Below are 18,842 nucleotides of genomic sequence, written 5' to 3' on the forward strand. Positions count from 1 at the left end.
ATCGGGCGTATCGGGCGCACCGCGGGGTACCTGAGTGATGCACCGGCCTCGCGGACCCAGCAGTGGAACCCTGCTCCTCCTGTCCGCGGGGCCGCTGCGCGCGAAGGCCTCCGACGCGGTCGGAGTGCAGACGCCGGCCTCCCGCACGATGCCTGCGAGGGCAGCCCGCACGAGAAGTTGACGTAATGACCGGTGGGGCGTGCGCGCTGCGCCCCCCGGTGCGCCTGCCCTCCGCAGCGCTGCAGGGTCAGCACGTGAGTCCGGGCCGTATGCGGCGGCTGATCCGGGGCATACGGACGCCAGGCCCCGCCACCGTCCCCCGTCGGTGGCGGGGCCCTGTCTCTGCACGGGCGCGGGCGGCTTCGCGCGCCCGTGCAGGCAGACGACCGGCGGTTGTCGGCGCACTGGGGCTGCCGTGCCGGGGATGAGGAGGTCCGGTCGGCGATTCACGACGCCCTCGCCCTGCCGTGACGTCCGGTCGACGGGCGGTGCCGAGCGCGGGCCGAGCGCGCCCGTACGCCGGGCAGTCCCGCTGGGGGGATCCGGTAAAGGGCGTGACACCCGGCCGGCCAGCGACCGGTGGGCGCCGCCTTTTCGACTGCCCGTGGGACAGGCCGAGCGGGGCGCAGGCAGGCGGGTTCACGTCTCTTGACGCCCTCGCCTGTGAGCGCTAACAATGATGCATCACGGATCGGAGCCTCATGTCGCAGACCGTTGGCAGCACCGGCCCCCGCAGGCCACCCACCATGGCGGACGTCGCGCAACTCGCGGGTGTGTCGCACCAGACGGTGTCGCGGGTGCTGAGCAACCATCCCAATGTGCGGGAGGCGACCCGGGCGGACGTGCTCAGGGCGATCGAGCAGCTGGGGTACCGGCGGAACTCCTCGGCCCGGGCGCTGGTCACCCGGCGCACGCTCACTCTGGGCGTGGTGGCCTGCAACCCGACGCTCTTCGGCCCGTCCAGCACGCTGTTCGGCCTGGAGGAGGCCGCGCGGGACGAGGGGTACATGGTCTCGGCGGTCACCTTGCGCCGCTACTCGGCCGCCGCCCTCAGGGAGGCGATCGACCACCTCAGCGACTGGGGGGTGGAGGGCATCGTAGTGATAGTCCCGCACCGCGAGGCGGTCACCGCGCTGGCCGAACTGCGTCTGCCCTTCCCGGTGGTGACGGTGGAGGGCGGGCACAGCCTGCCGATCCCGGTGGTCTCCGTGGACCAGTGGCTCGGGGCGCGGATGGCCACGAGCCATCTGCTGGCCGCCGGCCACCGCACGGTGTGGCACGTCGCGGGGCCGCCGAGCTGGCTGGAGGCGGAGGAACGGGCCAAGGGCTGGCGCTCGGTGCTGGAGGAGGCCGGTGCCGTCGTGCCGCCGCCGATCCAGGGCGACTGGACCCCGTTGTCGGGCTACCGGGCCGGGCAGGAGCTGGCCGGCCGGGTGACCGCGGGAACGGTGGGCCGCGGCTCCCCGGAGGTGACCGCCGTCTTCGTCGCCAACGACCAGATGGCGCTGGGGGTGTTGCGTGCCCTGCGCGAGGCCGGCCTGTCGGTCCCCGGCCAGGTCGCCATCGCGGGGTTCGACGACATCCCCGAGGCCGAGTTCTTCACCCCGCCGCTCACCACCGTCCGGCAGGACTTCGCCGCGCTCGGCAAGGCGAGCATCCGGTTGCTGGTAAGCCGGCTGGAGTCCGGCACCACCCAGGGCGACGACGAGCGCGTGGTGATCGAGCCACGGCTGATCGTCCGTCGCAGTAGCACCCCTGACTGAGCGGCCCTCACGGCCCTTTGGGGCCCTGCGACCCGCCCGGTGGACGCACCGCACCCACGGGGGCGGGCGTCCGGCGCGGTCGTCCGGCCGTGCCGACCACGATGGGAGGAAACCTTGACCACCGATCGGCCCGCGGTCACCCTCGGCATCGACTTCGGCACGCTCTCCGGGCGGGCCCTGGTCGTGGCCGTCGAGGACGGCACGGAACTGGGCAGCGCGGTGCACGAGTACGAACACGGAGTGGTCGACAGGGAGTTGCCCGGCGGGGCCCCGCTGCCGCCCGACTGGGCGCTCCAGATGCCCCAGGACTGGCGTGACGTGCTGCGTCTCGCCGTACCGCGGGCGCTCGCGGACGCCGGAGTGACACCCGACCAGGTCGTGGGCGTCGCCACCGACTTCACCGCCTGCACGGTGCTGCCCGCCACCTGGTACGGCACCCCGCTGTGTGAGCTGCCGCAGTACGCGGGCCGCCCGCACGCGTACCCCAAGTTGTGGCGCCACCACGCTGCCCAGCCGGAGGCCGACCTCATCGTCGAGCACGCGCAGCGGACCGAGCAGCCGTGGCTGGCCCGCTACGGCGGCAGGATCTCCAGCGAGTGGCAGTACGCCAAGGCCCTGCAGGTGCTGCGGGAGGACCCGGACGTCTACGCCGCCGCCGACCGCTGGATCGAGGCGGCCGACTGGATCGTGTGGCAGCTCACCGGAGCCGAGAGCCGCAACCCGTGCACCGCCGGCTACAAGGGAGTCCGCCAGGACGGCCGCTACCCGGACGAGGCGTTCCTGGCCGGGCTGCACCCCGGTTTCGCAGGTTTCACCGCCAAGCTGGAGCACCCGCTGACGCCGCTCGGCGCTCCCGCCGGCAGGCTCACCGCCCGGGCCGCCGAACTCACCGGACTGCGCGAGGGCACGGTCGTGGCCGCGGGGAACGTGGACGCACACGTCACCAGCGCCGCCGCCCAGGCCCTGGACCCGGGCCGCATGCTCGCCATCATGGGCACCTCGACCTGCCACATCCTCAACTCCGAAGTCCTCGCCGAGGTTCCGGGCATGTGCGGGGTGGTGCGGGACGGGGTGGTGCCGGGGCTGTGGGGCTACGAGGCCGGGCAGAGCGGTGTCGGCGACATCCTGGCGTGGGCCGTGCGCAGCACCGTGCCGGAGGAGTACGCGGCCGAGGCCCGTCGGCGGGGGATCGGCGTGCACGACCTGCTGACGGAGCGTGCCGCCGCGCAACCGGTGGGCGGGCACGGTCTGCTGGCGCTGGACTGGCACAGCGGGAACCGGTCGGTGCTGGTCGACCACCACTTGTCCGGGCTGATCGTGGGCCTGACCCTCGACACCCGGCCCGAGGACGTCTACCGGGCCCTGGTCGAGGCCACGGCCTTCGGCACCCGCACCATCGTCGACGCGTTCGGGGCGGCGGGCGTCCCGGTGACCGACTTCACGGCGGCGGGCGGGCTGCTGAAGAACCACTTCCTCATGCAGGTCTACAGCGACGTGCTCAACCGCCCGATCCACGTGCTCGCCTCCACGCAGGGACCTGCGCTGGGCGCCGCGATCCACGCCGCCGTAGCCGCGGGAGCCTATCCCGACATCCGTACCGCCTCCGCCGCGATGGGCCGCCGTCAGGAGAACGCCTACACCCCCGACCCGGCCCGGGCCGCCGCCTACGACCGCCTGCACGCCGAGTACCGGGCGCTGCACGATCACTTCGGGCGCGGCGGCAACGACGTGATGCACCGGCTGCGAGCGCTGCGCTCGGCCGCCCTGTACTCCTCCCCGGAATTGTGAGCGCTCACAAATCAGAGGGTGAGCGCTCACCCGCATCCTGCGCCCCTCCTTCCCCGAGAATGCCGAGGTCGCCATGGTCATGAACGCAGAGCCTTTGTCCCCGGACACCGCCACGGTGGTCGCCTCGCTGCGCGAGGAACTCAGCGAACTCCATCAGGAACTGGTCCGCTACAACCTCGTGGTGTGGACCGGGGGGAACGTGTCCGGTCGCGTCCCCGGGCAGGACCTGTTCGTCATCAAGCCCAGCGGCGTCCCGTACGAGCGGCTGTCCCCGCAGTCCATGGTGGTCTGCGACCTGGACGGGCGAGTGGTCGACGGCCAAGGACTCCAGCCGTCCTCCGACACCGCCGCGCACGCATACGTCTACCGGCACATGCCCGAGGTCAACGGTGTCGTCCACACCCACTCGACCTACGCCTGCGCGTGGGCGGCCCGCGGCGAACCGGTGCCGTGCGTACTGACCGCCATGGCCGACGAGTTCGGCGCGGAGATCCCCGTCGGCCCCTTCGCGATGATCGGCGACGACTCGATCGGCCGCGGCATCGTGGAGACCCTGACCGGACACCGCTCGCCCGCCGTACTGATGCGCAACCACGGGCCGTTCACCATCGGCGCGAGCCCGCGCGCCGCCGTGAAGGCAGCCGTGATGTGCGAGGACGTCGCCCGCAGCGTGCACATCGCCCATCAGCTGGGCCGGCCGCTGCCGATCGACCCCCGAGCCGTCGACCGGCTCCACGACCGATACCGCAACGTCTACGGCCAGCCCGGCCCATCCGCGCAGTGAGGAGCCATCAGACCATGACACCGCCCTCCGCCCCCGAGGTATGGTTCGTCACCGGCAGCCAGGGGCTCTACGGGGAGGACACCCTCCGCCAGGTCGCCGACCAGTCCCGCTCCGTCAGCGACCGGCTCGCCGCCGTACCGGGCGGCGCCCCCGTCCGCGTCGTCTGGAAGCCCGTGGTCACCGACTCCGCGGCCATCCTCTCCCTCGTCATGGAAGCCAACGCCGATCCGGCCTGCGTCGGCCTCATCGCCTGGATGCACACCTTCTCGCCGGCCAAGATGTGGATCTCCGGACTCGACATGCTCCGCAAGCCGCTGCTCCACCTGCACACCCAGGCCGACGCCGAACTCCCGTGGGCCACCATTGACATGGACTTCATGAACCTGAACCAGGCCGCCCACGGCGACCGGGAGTTCGGGTACGTCCAGTCGCGGCTGGGCGTGGCCCGCAAGACCGTCGCGGGCCACGTCTCCGACCCGGCGACCGCCCCCCGCGTCCACGCCTGGATGCGCGCCGCCCTCGGGTGCGACGCGCTGCGCCGGCTGCGGTTGGCCCGGTTCGGCGACAACATGCGCGACGTCGCCGTCACCGAGGGCGACAAGGTCGAGGCGCAGCTGAGGTTCGGCGTCTCGGTCAACACCTACGGCGTCGCCGATCTGGCAGACGCTGTCGACTCGGTGGCGGACGCGGCCGTCGACACCCTGGTGGGGGAGTACGCCGACAGCTACCGCATGGCCCCCGAACTCGCCGCCGGCGGCGGGCGGCACGACGCCCTGCGGTACGCCGCCCGCATCGAGCTGGGCCTGCGCGACTTCCTCACCGACGGTGGCTTCGGGGCGTTCACCACGAACTTCGAGGACCTGGGCCGTCTTCGGCAGCTGCCGGGCATCGCGGTGCAGCGACTGATGGCCGACGGGTACGGGTTCGGCGCCGAGGGCGACTGGAAGACCTCCGCGCTGCTGGCGGCCCTCAAGACGGTCGGCGCCAGCCGCCCAGGGGGCACCTCGTTCATGGAGGACTACACCTACGACCTGGTCCCCGGGAAGCAGCTCATCCTCGGCGCCCACATGCTGGAGGTGTGCCCAAGTATCGCCGCCGGACAGCCCAGTTGCGAGATCCACCCCCTCGGCATCGGCGGGCGCGAGGACCCCGTCCGGCTCGTCTTCGACGCCGAGCCCGGTCCGGCCGCGGTGGTCGGCCTCGTCGACGTCGGCGACCGGTTCCGGCTGGTGGCCAACCGGATCGACGTGGTGCCGCCGCCGGAGCCGCTGCCCTGTCTTCCGGTGGCGAGGGCCGTCTGGCGCCCGGCGCCCGACTTCGGGACCGCGACCGAGGCCTGGCTGACCGCGGGCGGCCCGCACCACACCATACTGACCTCGGCGGTGGGCACGGAGGAACTGGCTGACCTCGCGGACATGCTCCGCACGGAGCTGCTGCTCATAGACGAGACCACCCGCATACGGCAGTTCGCCAAGGAGATCCGCTGGAACCAGGCGTACTACCGGCTCGCCGGGGGCCTGTGAGCAGGTGCCGGCACCCTGCCCGAGGACCGGTCGCGCGCCGCGTCACCGGGCGACGGACGCGTCCTCGGCGAACTGTTCTGTCCACCACGGGCGGTGCCGGTCGGCGGGGATCGCGCGCGGCTCCCCGGAGCTGCCGCCGCACGGCCCACGGGTCGGTACCGTGGCCCGGGTCGTTCACTCCGGTGCCGGACGGACATGTGGTGTCCCCGTGCTACGGCCTGGCCATGGCGCCGGCTCGTACGCCGGCCGGCTCGCCTTCCTGAGCCGTGGCAGCCGCTGCCCCGGCGCATCCGGCTGGGCGCCGCCCGGGGACCCGGCCCCGGGACATGCGACCGGTCGTCGGCGCCGGACCGACAAGGGGATGAACGGCGCTCACCCGGGAGCCGACGGATAGGGCGGTCGGCTCCGAAAGCGTGCCTGTCGCGCTGTCAGGCGCCATCCCCGCGCGCTCGTACTGTCGTGACGTCAGTTCGGTGTTCCGACAGGCCAACAAGCCTGCGCGCGGGGCGAGTCGGCGGTGTTCGTGACGGCCTGCCGGGCGGGGTCGAGGTGATGGCGTTTTTCTTCGGTGCAACACCTTGACGCCGTACCGGTGAGCGCTAACAATCTCTGGCAAGCAACGGAGCACGAACAGGACCGCAACGCCGACGAAGGCGTGCGGCGGACGGTGTGGAGAGGTCTGCCTCCCGCTCCGAAGGTGGTCGCGCGGCCTATGGGGCAAGAACCGCCCTTTCCGCCCTGCGGTCGGAAAGGGCGTGCTCCGGTGGTGCCCGTACGTCGGCGGCAGGTTCTGGCGGCCGGCGCGGGGGTCGGCGCGGCATGTTCCAGGTCGGCCGAATGTTAACGCTAACAGGCCGCGAGGCCTCTTCTGAAGAGGATGTCGAACATGCGTGGTGTGCGGTCCGCCCGGCAGTCGGGCATGAGACGAGGCGCGGGCCTGGCGACGCGGCCGGTGCGCCGGGGAGTTGTCGGGGCCGCAGCCGTGGCGTTGCTGGCGGTCGGAGGATGCAGCAAGAACGGTGCCGGCGACGGCTCCTCCTCGGGACCGGGGGCGGGCTCCGGGTCAGGTGCGTCGTCTTCCTCGGCCGGGACGCAGATCAAGGGCGACATCACGTTCAACGACGCGAAACTCGCCCAGCTCGACGCCGCCCTCAAGGCCGCCCTCTCCGGCAAGGATCTGTCGAAGCAGAACCTGGCGATGGTGGTGAACGTCGCGACGGACTACTGGAACGCCGGCAAGGTGGGGTTCAACAAGGGGCTGTCCTCGCTCGGCGTCAAGGGCACGTACCAGGCGCCGGCCAACGGTCGGCTGGACCAGCAGCTGTCGATCATCCAGACGCTCCGGGGCCAGGGGATCACAGGACTGAGCGTCTCCGCGATCGACCCGACCGCCATCAAGGCGCCGATCAGCTCGGCGAACAAGGCCGGCATCCCGGTGCTGGCGATCGACTCGCCACTGCCCAAGGAGGACGGTGCCGCGCTCTACCTGGGCACACCCAACTACCAGGCCGGGCAGAAGGCCGGCGAGGCGATGAAGCAGGCACTCGGCGGAAAGGGGCAAGTGGTCGTGCTGGTCGGCTCGTTGACCACGTCCAACGCGGTGGAGCGGATCACCGGGTTCGAGGACGCCCTCAAGGGGTCCGGCGTGAAAGTGGTGCAGAAGCTGAGCGACGGGATGGACGCCTCCAAGGCCCTGTCCAACGCGCAGACCGCCATCCAGACCAACCCGAACGTCAACGGACTGTACGGCGTGTACTCCTACGACGGCCCGTCCGCCGGACAGGCGGTGAAGGCGGCCGGGAAGGCCGGCAAGGTGAAGATCATCTCCGACGACAGCGACCCGCAGACGCTCAAGTTCATCCAGTCCGGCGTCATCCAGGCGACCGTGCTGCAGCAGCCGTACCAGCAGGGGTACACCGGCGCGTACCTGCTGGCCGCCCTCAAGGCGCTGGGCGAGGACGCCACGATGAAGATCGTCCGGCCCTACCTGGAGTCGGACGGGACGACGCTCAGCTCCGGCGTGGGCCTGGTGACGCAGGCCAACCTCGCGGACTACCAGGCCAAGCTGAAGCAGCTGGGCATCGACTGATGGCCGCCGGCAGCGAGACCGCCGCCTCCCTGCGCGGGGTCACCAAGGTGTACGGGCCGGTGAAGGTGCTGGACATCCCCCGCCTGGACCTGGCGCGCGGGCAGATCGTCGCCGTCGTTGGCGAGAACGGGGCCGGCAAGTCCACGCTGATGGGCGTGCTGTCCGGCACCGTCACCCCCAGCACCGGGACCATCGAGGTGGCCGGTCGGCCGCTGGCCCCGGGCCGCCCCGACCACGCACGCGAACTCGGGGTGGCGCTGGTCGCCCAGGAGTTCCCGCTCGTGGGCCGGCTGAGCGTGGCGGAGAACCTGCTGCTGGGCCGCCGCCCGGCGCAAGCGGCCGGCGGACCGCTCGGCCGGATCGTCGTAGACCGCTCCGCGACCCGGGCGGAGGCCCGGGCACTGCTGGCCGAAGTCGGCATCGACCAGGTGGACGTGGACCGCCCGGTGGAACGGTATCCCGTGCCGGTGCGGCAGATGATCGAGATCGCCAAGGCGTGGGGGCACCACCCGGTGGTGCTCATCCTCGACGAACCCACCTCCTCGCTCGGTCCGGTCGAGGCCGAGCGCGTCCTGGACCTGGCCCGGCGCCACGCCGCCGCCGGGGGAGCGGTGCTGTTCATCGGCCACCGCCTGGACGAGGTACGGGCCGTCGCCGACCGCATCGTCGTGCTGCGTGGCGGCCGGCCGGTGGCCGACCTCTCCCCGGGCGAGGCGACCGAGGAGCGGATGATCCGGGAGATGGTCGGCAGCGAGCTGGCCCGGGCCCACCTCGCACCACCCTCCTCCGCCGAGCGGGCCCGGGTCCTCTCCGTGCGCGGCCTGACAGCGGACGGTCTGGGCCCGGTCGACCTCGACGTACGGGCCGGCGAGATCGTGGGCGTGGCCGGACTCATGGGATCCGGCCGCAGCCGGCTGCTGCACACCGTCATGGGCGCCCAGCCGCGGACCGCGGGCGAGGTCGTCCTCGACGGCGCGGACTTCAAACCCGGTCACCCGGCCGACGCCGTCGCGGCGGGCATCGGGCTGGTGCCCGAGGACCGCAAGGTGCAGTCGCTGCTGCCGGCCCACTCGGTGCGGTGGAACGTCACCCTCGCCACGCTGCGCCGGATCAGCCGGCGCGGGGTGCTGCGGCCGCGCACGGACAAGGAGCACGCGGCGCGCATCATCGAGGACCTGGGGGTGCGGCTGCACAGCCACGAGCAGCCGATCTCCGACCTGTCCGGCGGCAACCAGCAGAAGGCGGTCTTCGGACGCTGGCTGGCCGCCCGGCCGAAGCTGCTGCTGCTCGACGAGCCCACCCGCGGCGTGGACGTGGGCGCCAAGGCGGAGATCTACGCCCTGATCGACGGGGCCGCACAGGACGGCCTCGCCGTCCTCGTCGCCTCGTCGGAACTCGAGGAACTGCTGTGGATCTGCCACCGGATCGTGGTGATGGCCCACGGCAGGATCGTCGCCGACCTACCGCGCGACCGGTTCGGCAAGGAAGTGATCATGACGGCGGCGGCCGGGACGCCCGGCGCGGCCACCCAGGGGAAGGCAAGCGCATGAATACCAGTACGGCCGCGGTCCAGGCCTCGGAGGTGGCCGACGACAAGAGGCGCCGGCCGCTCGTCCGGCTGCTGGAGACACCCGAGGTCGGGGTGGTGGCCGCCTGCGTCGTCGTGTTCGTCGCGCTGGCGCTGGACAAGTCGTCCTTCGCGGGCGCGGTCAACCTCCAGGGCATGGGCTTCGACCTGGCGCAGTACGGGCTGATCGCGATCGGTGAGTCGCTGGTGATCCTCACTGGCGGGATCGACCTGTCCGTGGGCGCGCTGCTCGGCACCAGCGTCATCCTGATGTCCTGGTTCAACGTCCGGGCCGGGCTGCCACCAGTGGTGGCGATCCTGCTGACGCTGCTGATCGCCGGCGCCGTCGGCCTGATCCACGGCCTCGCCGTCACCCGGCTGAAGATGGCTCCGTTCGTGGTGACCCTGGTGACCTACACCGTCGCGCAGGGCGTCACCCTGGCCGTCACCTCCGGCACGTCGATCACCGGCATCGGCGGCACGTTCAGCGACCTGGGCCAGATGTACGTGGCGCAGGTGCCGCTGCCGCTCATCCTGTTCGTGGTCGTCGCGGTGATCGCCTGGTTCTTCCTGGAACGCACCTACGCCGGCCGCCAGGTCTACGCCGTCGGCGGGAACCCGGAGGCGGCCCGGTTGGCCGGCATCCGCGGCGACCGGCGCATCGTGTCCATGTACGTGACCAGCTCCCTGCTGTCGGCGTTCGCCGGGATCCTCGTGCTCGGCCGGATGGGGGTCGGCTCCGCCAGCGGGGTGGGCGTCGGCTGGGAACTGTCGGCGATCGCCGCCGCGGTGATCGGCGGCGTCAGCCTGGTCGGCGGGCAGGGACGGATCATCGGCATCGTCGCGGGCACCATCCTGCTCGAACTCATCAACAACGGGCTGACGACCCTCCAGGTCAACCCCAACTACACCAACATCGTGCTGGGTTGCGTGCTCGGTCTGGCCATCACCGCCGACCGCCTGCGCGCCCGCAGCATCGCCCGCCGCGGCTGAGCCGCCGCCCCGGATCCCGCCCCGGTGCGGCACCGCCGCCGACACCCCTTCTGCCGCACCGCGCCAGACCCCCGGCCGGAGCACATCCTGCGGCTCCCCAGGGGGCATCCGGCAGACCCGCGACCGCTCCTCCCTCACCTCCAGAACGTGCCGTCCGGCGGCCCCTGACGGTCGCCGGGACGGCACCCCACGCCCGGGCACCGGCCCGGGCCCCCACATCCCCCTCTGAAGGAGGACACCCGTGTCCGCACCCGCATCGCGCCTGCTGCGCAGGATCAGAAGATGGGCGCTGTCCGCTGCCGCCGCCGGAGCGCTCGTCGGCGGCATCCTCGTCGGCGGCGCCCAGACCTCCCAAGCCGCCGGATCGTTGCCCTGCGACATCTACGCCTCCGGCGGGACCCCCTGCGTGGCCGCTCACAGCACCACCCGAGCGCTGTACTCGTCGTACAACGGCGCGCTCTACCAGGTCCGGCGCGCATCCGACAACGCCACCAAGGACATCGGAGTGCTGAGCGCAGGCGGCTACGCAAACGCCGCCGCGCAGGACTCCTTCTGCTCCGGCACCAGCTGCGTCATCACCGTCATCTACGACCAGTCCGGCCGGGGCAACAACCTCACCCAGGCCCCCGGCGGCGGCGCGGCCGGCGGTCCGGACAACCTCGCCGACGCCACCGCGGCCCCGACCACGGTCGCCGGCCACGAGGCGTACGGCGTCTTCGTGGCCCCCGGCACCGGCTACCGCAACGACCGCACCACCGGGATCGCCACCGGTGACCAGGCCGAGGGGATGTACGCCGTCCTGGACGGCACCCACTACAACGGCGGCTGCTGCTTCGACTACGGCAACGCCGAGACCAGCAACAACGACACCGGCAACGGTCACATGGAGGCCATCTACTTCGGCAACATCAAGGTCTGGGGCTACGGTTCGGGCAACGGGCCGTGGGTGATGGCCGACCTGGAGAACGGCCTGTTCTCCGGCGTCAACGCCGGTTACAACGCCAACGATCCCAGCGTCGGCAACCGGTACCAGACCGCCATCGTCAAGGGCGGCCCCAACCAGTGGGCCATCCGGGGCGGCGACGCGGCTTCCGGAGGCCTGTCGACCTACTATAGCGGCGCACGCCCCAACGTCTCGGGCTACAACCCCATGCACAAGGAAGGGGCGATCATCCTGGGCATCGGCGGCGACAACAGCAAGGGCGCGGCGGGAACCTTCTACGAGGGCGTGATGACCTCGGGCTACCCCTCCGACGCCACGGAGAACGCCGTACAGGCCAACATCACCTCGGTCGGCTACGGCAACGGCTCGTCCACCGGGCCGGGTTCACTGACCCCCGGCTCGAAGATCTCGCTGCGGGCCACCACCTCGTGCTGCACCAGCGACTACGTCCAGCACGACGCGGCGGACAGCAACGTGGTGATCGCCCCGGTCACCTCGTCCAGCTCCGCCGCCGACAGGGGCGACGCCACCTGGGTGGTGCGGGCCGGCCTGGCCAACTCCTCCTGCGTCTCCTTCGAGTCCGCCAACGCCTCTGGCCGGTACCTGCGCCACTCCGACTTCAAACTCCGGCTCGACGCCAACGACGGCACCTCGCAGTTCGCGCAGGACACCACCTTCTGCCCGCGGACCGGGCACAACGGACACGGATACTCGTTCCAGTCCGTCAACTACACCGACAAGTACCTGCGCCACTACAACTACACCGTCTACCTCGCGAGCAACGGCGGCCCCAACGCCTGGGACAGTGCCACGTCCTGGAACGACGACACCAGCTGGGTGGTGGGCTCGCCGTGGGCGTGACCGGCACCGCCTGACATCCGATGTCCGCAGCACGGGTGCCGTCCGGTCAGGGGCGGCACCCGTGCCGTCTACCGGACGGCTCCGCGCTGGCAACGGATCGGCTCTGCCGCGCCAAGTCCCCCCGCCCTCGCCACCGTCGGCTCCCCACGCCCGTCGCCCGCCACGGGGCGTGTGCCGGAACGTGTGAGCCGGGCGGCCCGGCCAGGCGCTGCTTCGCTGTCCCGGGTAGGCCCTTCCCTCGCCCCGACGCCGCCACCACCAAGCGGCCACTTCCACCCGGCCGGGTCGCTGGCGAAGTCAGTGGCGCAGGTGGGGATGGCCGCTGCCGGTCCTTTGGCCGGGCACGGGGCGCCTCCGCACGAGGTGTCGGTCCCCGCGAGCGGGCGGCACTTCGCCTGCCGGCTCGCCACGGCGCGCGCCACCGTGCTCTCCCCAGTACAGGACGCTGCCGGCGGCAAGAGCGAAGCCGAGCCCCGCGCCTACCAGAGCGCCGAAGACGCCTCCTGACGCGTACCCAAGCACAGCTCCCGATAGCAGCCCCACCAGCGAGGTGAGCGTGAAATACTTGCGGATCCTCTCGTCCATGTCATCACCGCCCTTCCGTTTCCCCTCTGCCCATTCGCGCGGTGACAAACCGATGATTCGTCACATCAGGTGAGCGCGGCAGCGTCGACGGCACCTGGATACTTGGAATTCCGGGGGCGCGCCGACCGAGCTGACTCGCGGTAGACAGGCGTTCCTGAGCGAGCAGAACGCTGAAGACGGTTCCCCGTGTGCCGTAGGGCCGCTTCCCGCGGCCGGTTACGGTCGCGCGCCTACGTCTTCAACGGCACGCTGACCGCCGCGGCGATCGTCATCCTGCTCCCCGACACCGTCAAGTTGCCATCGGTACCCTAGCCGAGCCCTAGGTTCTGTCGTCAAATGTCAGCCCACATCAGCAGGGCTGCGAGGGTGACGGCTGCTTGGTAGGACTCGGTGGTCTTGTCGTACCGGGTGGCGATGCCGCGCCATTGCTTCAGTTTGTTGAAGCACCGTTCCACTACGTTGCGCCGCTTGTAGGTGTCGCGGTCGAAGGCCGGGGGTCGTCCGCCGCGGCTGCCGCGGTTCAGCCGGTTGCGGACCTGGTCGGCTCGCTCGGGGATGGTGTGGCTGATCCCGCGCCGCCGCAGCCAGGTGCGGATCGCTCTGGAGCTGTAGCCCTTGTCACCCAGGACATGCGAGGGCCGCACCCGGGGTCGTCCCGGGCCGGTGCGGGGCACCCGGATCGCCTCCATCACGGCGGTGAACTGGGTGCAGTCGTTGGTGTTGCCGCCCGTGACGATGAAACCCAGCGGGCGGCCCACACCGTCGCAGGCCAGGTGAATCTTGCTGGTCAGGCCGCCTCGGGAGCGTCCGAGGGCCGGGCTGCGGAGCCCCTTTTTCGGGCCCCGGCGGCATGCTGGTGAGCGCGGACGATCGTGGAGTCGACCGACACCAGCCAGTCGATGTCGCCGGCGGCGTCCGCCTTCGCCTGGGCGGCGCGGAGCATCCGCTCGAACGTGCCGTCCGCCGCCCACCGGCGAAAACGGGTGTGCAGCGTGGCCCACGGCCCGTACCGCTCGGGCACATCCCGCCAGGCCGTGCCAGTACGGAACTTCCACACGATCCCGTTGAGGACTCTGCGGTCATCCAGCCGCTTGCGCCCACGCAATGTCACGGGCAGCAACGGCCGGACGAACTCCCATTCTGCATCGGACAGTTCATGGCGACGTATCACCTGACCATGATCCACCACTCAAGATCATTTGAAGACACCGCCTAGCAGCAGCACCCCAGGCATCGCCATGAGCGCAGGGATGCTCACGATCACCAGACCCAGCAGAAGGGCGGGCAACGCGACCAGCAAGGTGAGCACGGCGTCGGCCCGCGAGCGTGCGCGCTCCTTGACGCCGGGGACGATGGTGACCGTTCTGGTTCGCGGGGGCCGTGCGTTGCGTGACGAGGAGCCAGTGGTGTATTCGTGCACCTCCCCATTCAGATCCGTGTACTCGTACACCCACATGTGCCACATCCGGCCGCTGGTCCCGGGGCGCTTCTCCGACGTGACGTAGTGGGCCTCCACCTGGACTCCCCGGGCGATGAATGCCCAGGAGGGGCGCGCGAGGGAGACGATGTGGGCCGCCAGGTCGGCGCACCCCCACCAGGCGAAGAACCCGAAGCAGCTCAAAAAGGCGGCCAGGTACCGTCCAGTCGCCACGATGGCCAAGAAGTTCAGCACCACAGCAGCCAGCAGTACACGAAGGCCCAACTCCCCGCGGGTGTATCGCCTCAGCGGGGCCGACGTGCGCCGCTCGGTGGTGACAAATGCGATCGCCCCGGTCGTCGGCACGACGTCGCGGTGCGCGAGCAGGGCGCGTACAAATGTCTGCGCGACGCGGGCACCGCACTCAAGCTCGTACCCGCCCGGTCGGCCATGGGCACGGTAGGAGACCTCGACACGCAGCCGGCACCGCCGTGCACCGACCACTTCGGCGGTGGCGCCAATGACAGCCCGGTAGGGGATGCGGGTGACGGTGGCAGGCTCATCCCACACGACGCCCTCCGCCGTCAGCCGGGCCACGGCGTACGGCGACCGCACGATCAGCGTCGGCGGCCCACTCTGCTTCGCGGTCGTCAACCCCCGGCTCCTCCCCCTCATCGCACCGGTGTGGTGCGCTGGGCTGATGATGCCCCGCCGGTGCGGGCGCGTCGATGCCAGGAACGTGCAAAGCCGGACGATGTTCTCTGCTGGGGGCAGGAAGGGACACTGCCCCTGCGGCAGGCGCCGTGAACCATGGCGCTCTCACCAGGGCCCAGGCCCGCGCCGGGCACAGCCTCGCCCCGGACTCGTAGTTGGGGGAGTCAGCTGGGTTCGCGGCGGCCCGGCTTCCACTTTGACGTCGATGTCATGCAGCAGGCGGAGAAGAGATGACTGGTGGGTTGATGCGGGCGAAGCCTTCCTGGCGGTGGTAAGGGAAATAGGGGTAGGGCGCCGTCTTGTCGCTTGCCGCGTCGAGTTTCGCGGTCTGGTCGGGTGTGAGCGTCCAGCCGACGGCCCCGAGGTTCTGGCGGAGTTGCTCTTCGTTGCGGGCGCCGATGATGACGGAGGAAACGGTCGGTCGTTGCAGCAGCCAGTTGATGGCGATCTGCGGGATGCTTTTGCCGGTCTCCTGCGCGACCTGATCGAGGGCGTCGATCACGCGGTAGAGGTGTTCGTTCTCGACCGGCGGGCCGTAGTCCGCGGTGCGGTGCAGTCGGCTGTTGGCCGGCAGCGGCTGGCCGCGGCGGATGTTGCCGGTGAGCCGCCCCCAGCCGAGCGGGCTCCAGACGAGGGCTCCCAGGCCCTGGTCGAGTCCGAGGGGCATCAACTCCCATTCATAGTCGCGGCCGATGAGGGAGTAGTAGACCTGATGTGCGACATAGCGCGGGTGACCGTGTCTCTCCGCGCTCGCGAGGGACTTCATCGCCTGCCAGCCGGAGAAGTTGGAGATGCCGACGTAGCGGACCTTACCTGCTCGCACGAGATCGTCGAGAGTGGACAGGACTTCCTCGATCGGCGTGCCGGCGTCAAAGGCGTGCAGTTGGAACAGGTCGATGTAGTCGGTGCCGAGCCGGCGCAGGGCGTCCTCACACGCGGCGATCAGACGGGAGCGAGATGAGCCGGCATCGCCTGGGCCGTCACCCATGGGCAGGCCGGTCTTGGTGGAAATGATCACCTGATCCCTGCGGCCTTTGATTGCTTCACCCAGCACCTCCTCGGAGGCACCACCGGAGTAGACGTCGGCGGTGTCGAACATCGTGATCCCGGCGTCGAGACAGATGTCCACGAGACGGCGGGCTTCTTGCGTGTCCGTGTTGCCCCAGGCACCGAACAACGGCCCTCGGCCACCGAAGGTGCCGGCGCCGAAGCTCACTGCGGGGACCTTGAGGCCGGATGCCCCCAGCCGCCTGTATTCCATGGCTGTTCCTCTCTCGTCGCCTGACCTGGCTAATGGTTCTTCAGTTCCGTTAAGCTGCCCCTAACGTAGCAGATGCAGATCACTAATGAAACCGGAGTCCCATTATGGAGCTTGAGGATGCAGGTCCGGGGACCGTCCGTCCCGGTGGGCGCACGGCGCGAGTGCGGACGTCGGTGCTGCAGGCGGCGGGGGACGCTTTGGCGGAGCACGGCTTCGCCCACCTGGACCTCGCCGACATCGCGCGCCGTGCCGGGGTGGGCAAGACCACCGTGTACCGCCGCTGGGGAACGGTGACCAGCGTGGTTTCCGACTTGCTGCTGGACATGGCCGAGCAGTCACTACCGCGTACCGAGACCGGCTCCCTGCTCGGTGATCTGACGGCCAACGCCCGGCTCGTGCAACGCACCCTGACCGACCCGCGGCAAGGAGCGCTGTTCAGGGCAATGATCGCCGCGGCCACCTGCGACGCGAAGACGGCCGAGGCCCTGCACCGCTTCTACGACGTCCGCATCGCAGAATGGGCGCCCTGTGTCCAACAGGCCGTCGACCGGGGCGAGGTGCCCCGGGGGACCGATGCCCACGAGGTGATCCGTGCTGTCTCCGCTCCCCTCTATTACCGCCTGCTGATCAGCGGCGATCGACTCGACGAAGCCGCCGCGGACCGGGCCGCCGGGGCCGCGGTGGCGGCAGCGCGTGCGGGGGCATATCTGCGGGGCGGCGAAGGTCATGTGTGACCGGCTGCCCGTCTTTGTACTGAGCGGCGGTGAGCGTGCAGATCCGCGGGGCATGGCCCGCAAAGGGTCCTTCCGGGCGGGGGTCGTTCCCGCGCGCCGCCCGCCACCGGCTACGCCGGCGGGGCGCCCTATCTGGACGGTCGCGCCTCAGCCTTGACGGGCGTACCGTCAACCATCTGCTTGGTCGATCCGTCCGCAGCCTGGCGAAATCCTCTGCGCGCCGTCTGTTCTTCCGCGCCGGCCAGCCAGAAGAAGACCGGGGGCAGGGCGAGTTCGATGACGGTCAGAGCGACTTGGAACCACTGCGGCCAGCCGTGTACGGCGAGTGAAAGCAGCCGGCCCAGGCCGCCCAGCAGGAATACGCCTGCCAGCCACCGTATCGCCCGAGCCGGGATGGGCCGCTGCCGTGCGGCCCAGAGCCAACCTAGCCCGTAGCCGACGAAGCTGGCTCCCATGAACCGACCCCAGCTGTCGACCGTCGTGCCGGCAGAACCGGCCCCGGGGATCGCCGCGTTGCCGAGGGCTACGTGATACAGGCCGATCATCACGCTGGACCAGCCCATCAATTGGGTGAGTATGCGCAGAGTCCTTGCCATGATCCCCTCCAGCACCGCTCTCGCACCAAATAAGTTGACGTGTGTCTACTAGGCTGGGGCACTAGTAGACACACGTCAAGTAGTCTTCGCTCGTGCCTTCCCGACAACGGCTCAGCCCCGCCGAGCGCCGTACCCAACTCCTCGCCGTCGGAGCGCGACTCTTCGCCGCCCGCCCTTACGACGATGTCCTCATGGAGGAGGTCGCCGAAGCAGCCGGTGTCTCGCGCGCCCTGCTCTACCGTCATTTCCCCAGTAAAAACGCCCTCTTCGCGGCCGTGTACCAGCAGGCTGCGGACCGGCTGCTCGCCGAAACCCGGCTCGACCCCGCCGACTCCCTGATGGATCAGCTCGTCCAAGGCATGGAAGTCCATCTCGACTACTTCGTGGCGAACCGCCACGCCGTCCTCGCCGCGAATCGGGTCCTCGCGGGTGATCCCGTGATCCAGACGATCATGGCGAACGAGCTGGACGCACTCCGCACGCGCCTGCTGGCCCTACTCCCACTCGCGGACGAGAGTGCTCATGAGGCCGTCTCGGGTGTCCTGAAAAGCTGGCTGGTCTTCGTCCAGGTCCTCTGCGTCGACTGGCTCACCCACGGGACCTGTACCCGCACCCAGTTGCGCGACGTCTGTATCGGCGCGGTCCTCGGTGCTCTCCGGCCGCTGCTCGCCGAGGACCCCGCCCCCGACTGGCCACCGCAGCAGTCGCCCTCCAGTACCGTGCGGAGCCGCGCCCAACGGGGGGCCAGTGCCACTTCCCAGTGAGTCCCGGTCTCCTGCGCGGCCCGTGTCAGGCGGGCGCCCGGATCGGCATAGAGGGACCGCAGCCCAGGTCTCCTGTCGGCACGGTGGTATCCGAGGTGGTGGAGGTTTCTCGGATGCGGTCGGCGGGGGGCGCTGCGATCGCGGTGAGCACTCCGCCAGCGTGGGGGCCGGCGCGGCAGGTGCCGAGTTGAGGAAGTCCGGGACGTAGCCCGAGGGCGGCATCAGTTCGGCGAGCCATGCCTTGTCCAATCCAATGGCCGTGATCCGTGGCCGTGCCTGCACCAGCCAAGACCGGTGCACGCGATCCGCGATCCCGGAGACCAGCAGTTGGAAGCTGCTGCCCAGGTGCCACATCGGTGAGACGGCGAACCACACCTGCGCCACGTCTCCAGCCGAGAACGCACGCTCCGCAAGAAGTGCCCCCGAAGATTCACTTATACCTGAATCAATGGCCGCCACC

Annotated in this window: 14 protein-coding genes and 1 pseudogene; 11 read left to right on the plus strand and 4 right to left on the minus strand. The window is 70.6% G+C overall.

All coding sequences use genetic code 11. The annotated features are described in order from the left end of the window. The first annotated feature begins 701 nt into the window (after window positions 1–701). The 9 genes from ACE4Q9_RS32860 (at window position 702) to ACE4Q9_RS32900 (ending at window position 12,818) form a co-directional block, all read left to right on the plus strand. Window positions 702–1,763: a LacI family DNA-binding transcriptional regulator gene (locus ACE4Q9_RS32860; RefSeq protein WP_397988145.1), complete on the plus strand. Its 1,062-nt coding sequence runs from the start codon at window positions 702–704 to the stop codon at window positions 1,761–1,763. Window positions 1,764–1,877: 114 nt separating this feature from the next. Further along, on the plus strand, window positions 1,878–3,551 hold the full coding sequence (araB, locus tag ACE4Q9_RS32865) for a ribulokinase (RefSeq protein ID WP_397988146.1): 1,674 nt from the start codon (window positions 1,878–1,880) through the stop codon (window positions 3,549–3,551). A 79-nt stretch (window positions 3,552–3,630) separates the two neighbouring features. Beyond that, entirely contained in the window at window positions 3,631–4,335 is a 705-nt protein-coding gene (locus ACE4Q9_RS32870) for an L-ribulose-5-phosphate 4-epimerase (protein WP_397988147.1), read from the plus strand. A 14-nt stretch (window positions 4,336–4,349) separates the two neighbouring features. Beyond that, window positions 4,350–5,858 carry an L-arabinose isomerase gene (araA, locus tag ACE4Q9_RS32875; protein WP_397988148.1) on the plus strand — a complete coding sequence of 503 codons (1,509 nt, stop codon included), beginning with the start codon at window positions 4,350–4,352 and terminating at the stop codon, window positions 5,856–5,858. Between the two features lie 886 nt (window positions 5,859–6,744). Then, window positions 6,745–7,947 (plus strand): substrate-binding domain-containing protein, encoded by a 1,203-nt coding sequence (locus tag ACE4Q9_RS32880; protein ID WP_397988149.1) that lies wholly within the window; start codon window positions 6,745–6,747, stop codon window positions 7,945–7,947. Beyond that, window positions 7,947–9,497 carry a sugar ABC transporter ATP-binding protein gene (locus ACE4Q9_RS32885; protein ID WP_397988150.1) on the plus strand — a complete coding sequence of 517 codons (1,551 nt, stop codon included), beginning with the start codon at window positions 7,947–7,949 and terminating at the stop codon, window positions 9,495–9,497. Before ACE4Q9_RS32880 ends, ACE4Q9_RS32885 begins: the two co-directional genes overlap by 1 nt. After that, window positions 9,494–10,507, plus strand: coding sequence for an ABC transporter permease (locus ACE4Q9_RS32890; protein ID WP_397988151.1), 1,014 nt, complete (start codon window positions 9,494–9,496; stop codon window positions 10,505–10,507). Before ACE4Q9_RS32885 ends, ACE4Q9_RS32890 begins: the two co-directional genes overlap by 4 nt. Before the next feature lie 241 nt (window positions 10,508–10,748). Next, on the plus strand, window positions 10,749–12,311 hold the full coding sequence (locus ACE4Q9_RS32895; protein WP_397988152.1) for an alpha-L-arabinofuranosidase B: 1,563 nt from the start codon (window positions 10,749–10,751) through the stop codon (window positions 12,309–12,311). A 315-nt stretch (window positions 12,312–12,626) separates the two neighbouring features. Continuing rightward, complete coding sequence (locus tag ACE4Q9_RS32900; protein ID WP_397988153.1) at window positions 12,627–12,818, plus strand: hypothetical protein; 192 nt, start codon at window positions 12,627–12,629, stop codon at window positions 12,816–12,818. A 410-nt stretch (window positions 12,819–13,228) separates the two neighbouring features. Here ACE4Q9_RS32900 and ACE4Q9_RS32905 read toward each other — a convergent pair. From ACE4Q9_RS32905 to ACE4Q9_RS32915, 3 genes and pseudogenes are all read right to left on the minus strand, one after another. Next, window positions 13,229–14,064: pseudogene (locus ACE4Q9_RS32905) on the minus strand (IS5 family transposase). Window positions 14,065–14,091: 27 nt separating this feature from the next. Continuing rightward, window positions 14,092–14,967: a hypothetical protein gene (locus ACE4Q9_RS32910; RefSeq protein ID WP_397988154.1), complete on the minus strand. Its 876-nt coding sequence runs from the start codon at window positions 14,965–14,967 to the stop codon at window positions 14,092–14,094. 268 nt (window positions 14,968–15,235) lie between these two features. Then, window positions 15,236–16,288: an aldo/keto reductase gene (locus ACE4Q9_RS32915; protein WP_397988155.1), complete on the minus strand. Its 1,053-nt coding sequence runs from the start codon at window positions 16,286–16,288 to the stop codon at window positions 15,236–15,238. A 104-nt stretch (window positions 16,289–16,392) separates the two neighbouring features. Between ACE4Q9_RS32915 and ACE4Q9_RS32920 the strand changes: the two genes are divergently transcribed. After that, window positions 16,393–17,022: a TetR/AcrR family transcriptional regulator gene (locus ACE4Q9_RS32920; protein WP_397988156.1), complete on the plus strand. Its 630-nt coding sequence runs from the start codon at window positions 16,393–16,395 to the stop codon at window positions 17,020–17,022. 128 nt (window positions 17,023–17,150) lie between these two features. On the opposite strand, the gene ACE4Q9_RS32925 is transcribed toward ACE4Q9_RS32920, so the two are convergent. After that, window positions 17,151–17,618: a DUF4345 domain-containing protein gene (locus ACE4Q9_RS32925; RefSeq protein WP_397988157.1), complete on the minus strand. Its 468-nt coding sequence runs from the start codon at window positions 17,616–17,618 to the stop codon at window positions 17,151–17,153. A gap of 92 nt (window positions 17,619–17,710) precedes the next feature. Here ACE4Q9_RS32925 and ACE4Q9_RS32930 point away from each other — a divergent pair, with 92 nt between their 5' ends. Then, window positions 17,711–18,382 carry a TetR/AcrR family transcriptional regulator gene (locus ACE4Q9_RS32930; protein WP_397988158.1) on the plus strand — a complete coding sequence of 224 codons (672 nt, stop codon included), beginning with the start codon at window positions 17,711–17,713 and terminating at the stop codon, window positions 18,380–18,382. Window positions 18,383–18,842: the final 460 nt, after the last annotated feature.

The organism is Streptomyces sp. AM6-12 (assembly GCF_044327085.1).
Taxonomy (GTDB): domain Bacteria; phylum Actinomycetota; class Actinomycetes; order Streptomycetales; family Streptomycetaceae; genus Streptomyces.

What these genes read in the sequence shown, in the direction of transcription:
- ACE4Q9_RS32860 (WP_397988145.1), top strand. Translation starts at nt 702, where the DNA reads ATGTCGCAGACCGTTGGCAGCACCGGCCCCCGCAGGCCACCCACCATG.
- ACE4Q9_RS32870 (WP_397988147.1), top strand. Translation starts at nt 3,631, where the DNA reads ATGAACGCAGAGCCTTTGTCCCCGGACACCGCCACGGTGGTCGCCTCG.
- araA (WP_397988148.1), top strand. Translation starts at nt 4,350, where the DNA reads ATGACACCGCCCTCCGCCCCCGAGGTATGGTTCGTCACCGGCAGCCAG.
- ACE4Q9_RS32880 (WP_397988149.1), top strand. Translation starts at nt 6,745, where the DNA reads ATGCGTGGTGTGCGGTCCGCCCGGCAGTCGGGCATGAGACGAGGCGCG.
- ACE4Q9_RS32885 (WP_397988150.1), top strand. Translation starts at nt 7,947, where the DNA reads ATGGCCGCCGGCAGCGAGACCGCCGCCTCCCTGCGCGGGGTCACCAAG.
- ACE4Q9_RS32890 (WP_397988151.1), top strand. Translation starts at nt 9,494, where the DNA reads ATGAATACCAGTACGGCCGCGGTCCAGGCCTCGGAGGTGGCCGACGAC.
- ACE4Q9_RS32900 (WP_397988153.1), top strand. Translation starts at nt 12,627, where the DNA reads ATGGCCGCTGCCGGTCCTTTGGCCGGGCACGGGGCGCCTCCGCACGAG.
- ACE4Q9_RS32915 (WP_397988155.1), bottom strand. Translation starts at nt 16,288, where the DNA reads ATGGAATACAGGCGGCTGGGGGCATCCGGCCTCAAGGTCCCCGCAGTG.
- ACE4Q9_RS32920 (WP_397988156.1), top strand. Translation starts at nt 16,393, where the DNA reads ATGGAGCTTGAGGATGCAGGTCCGGGGACCGTCCGTCCCGGTGGGCGC.
- ACE4Q9_RS32925 (WP_397988157.1), bottom strand. Translation starts at nt 17,618, where the DNA reads ATGGCAAGGACTCTGCGCATACTCACCCAATTGATGGGCTGGTCCAGC.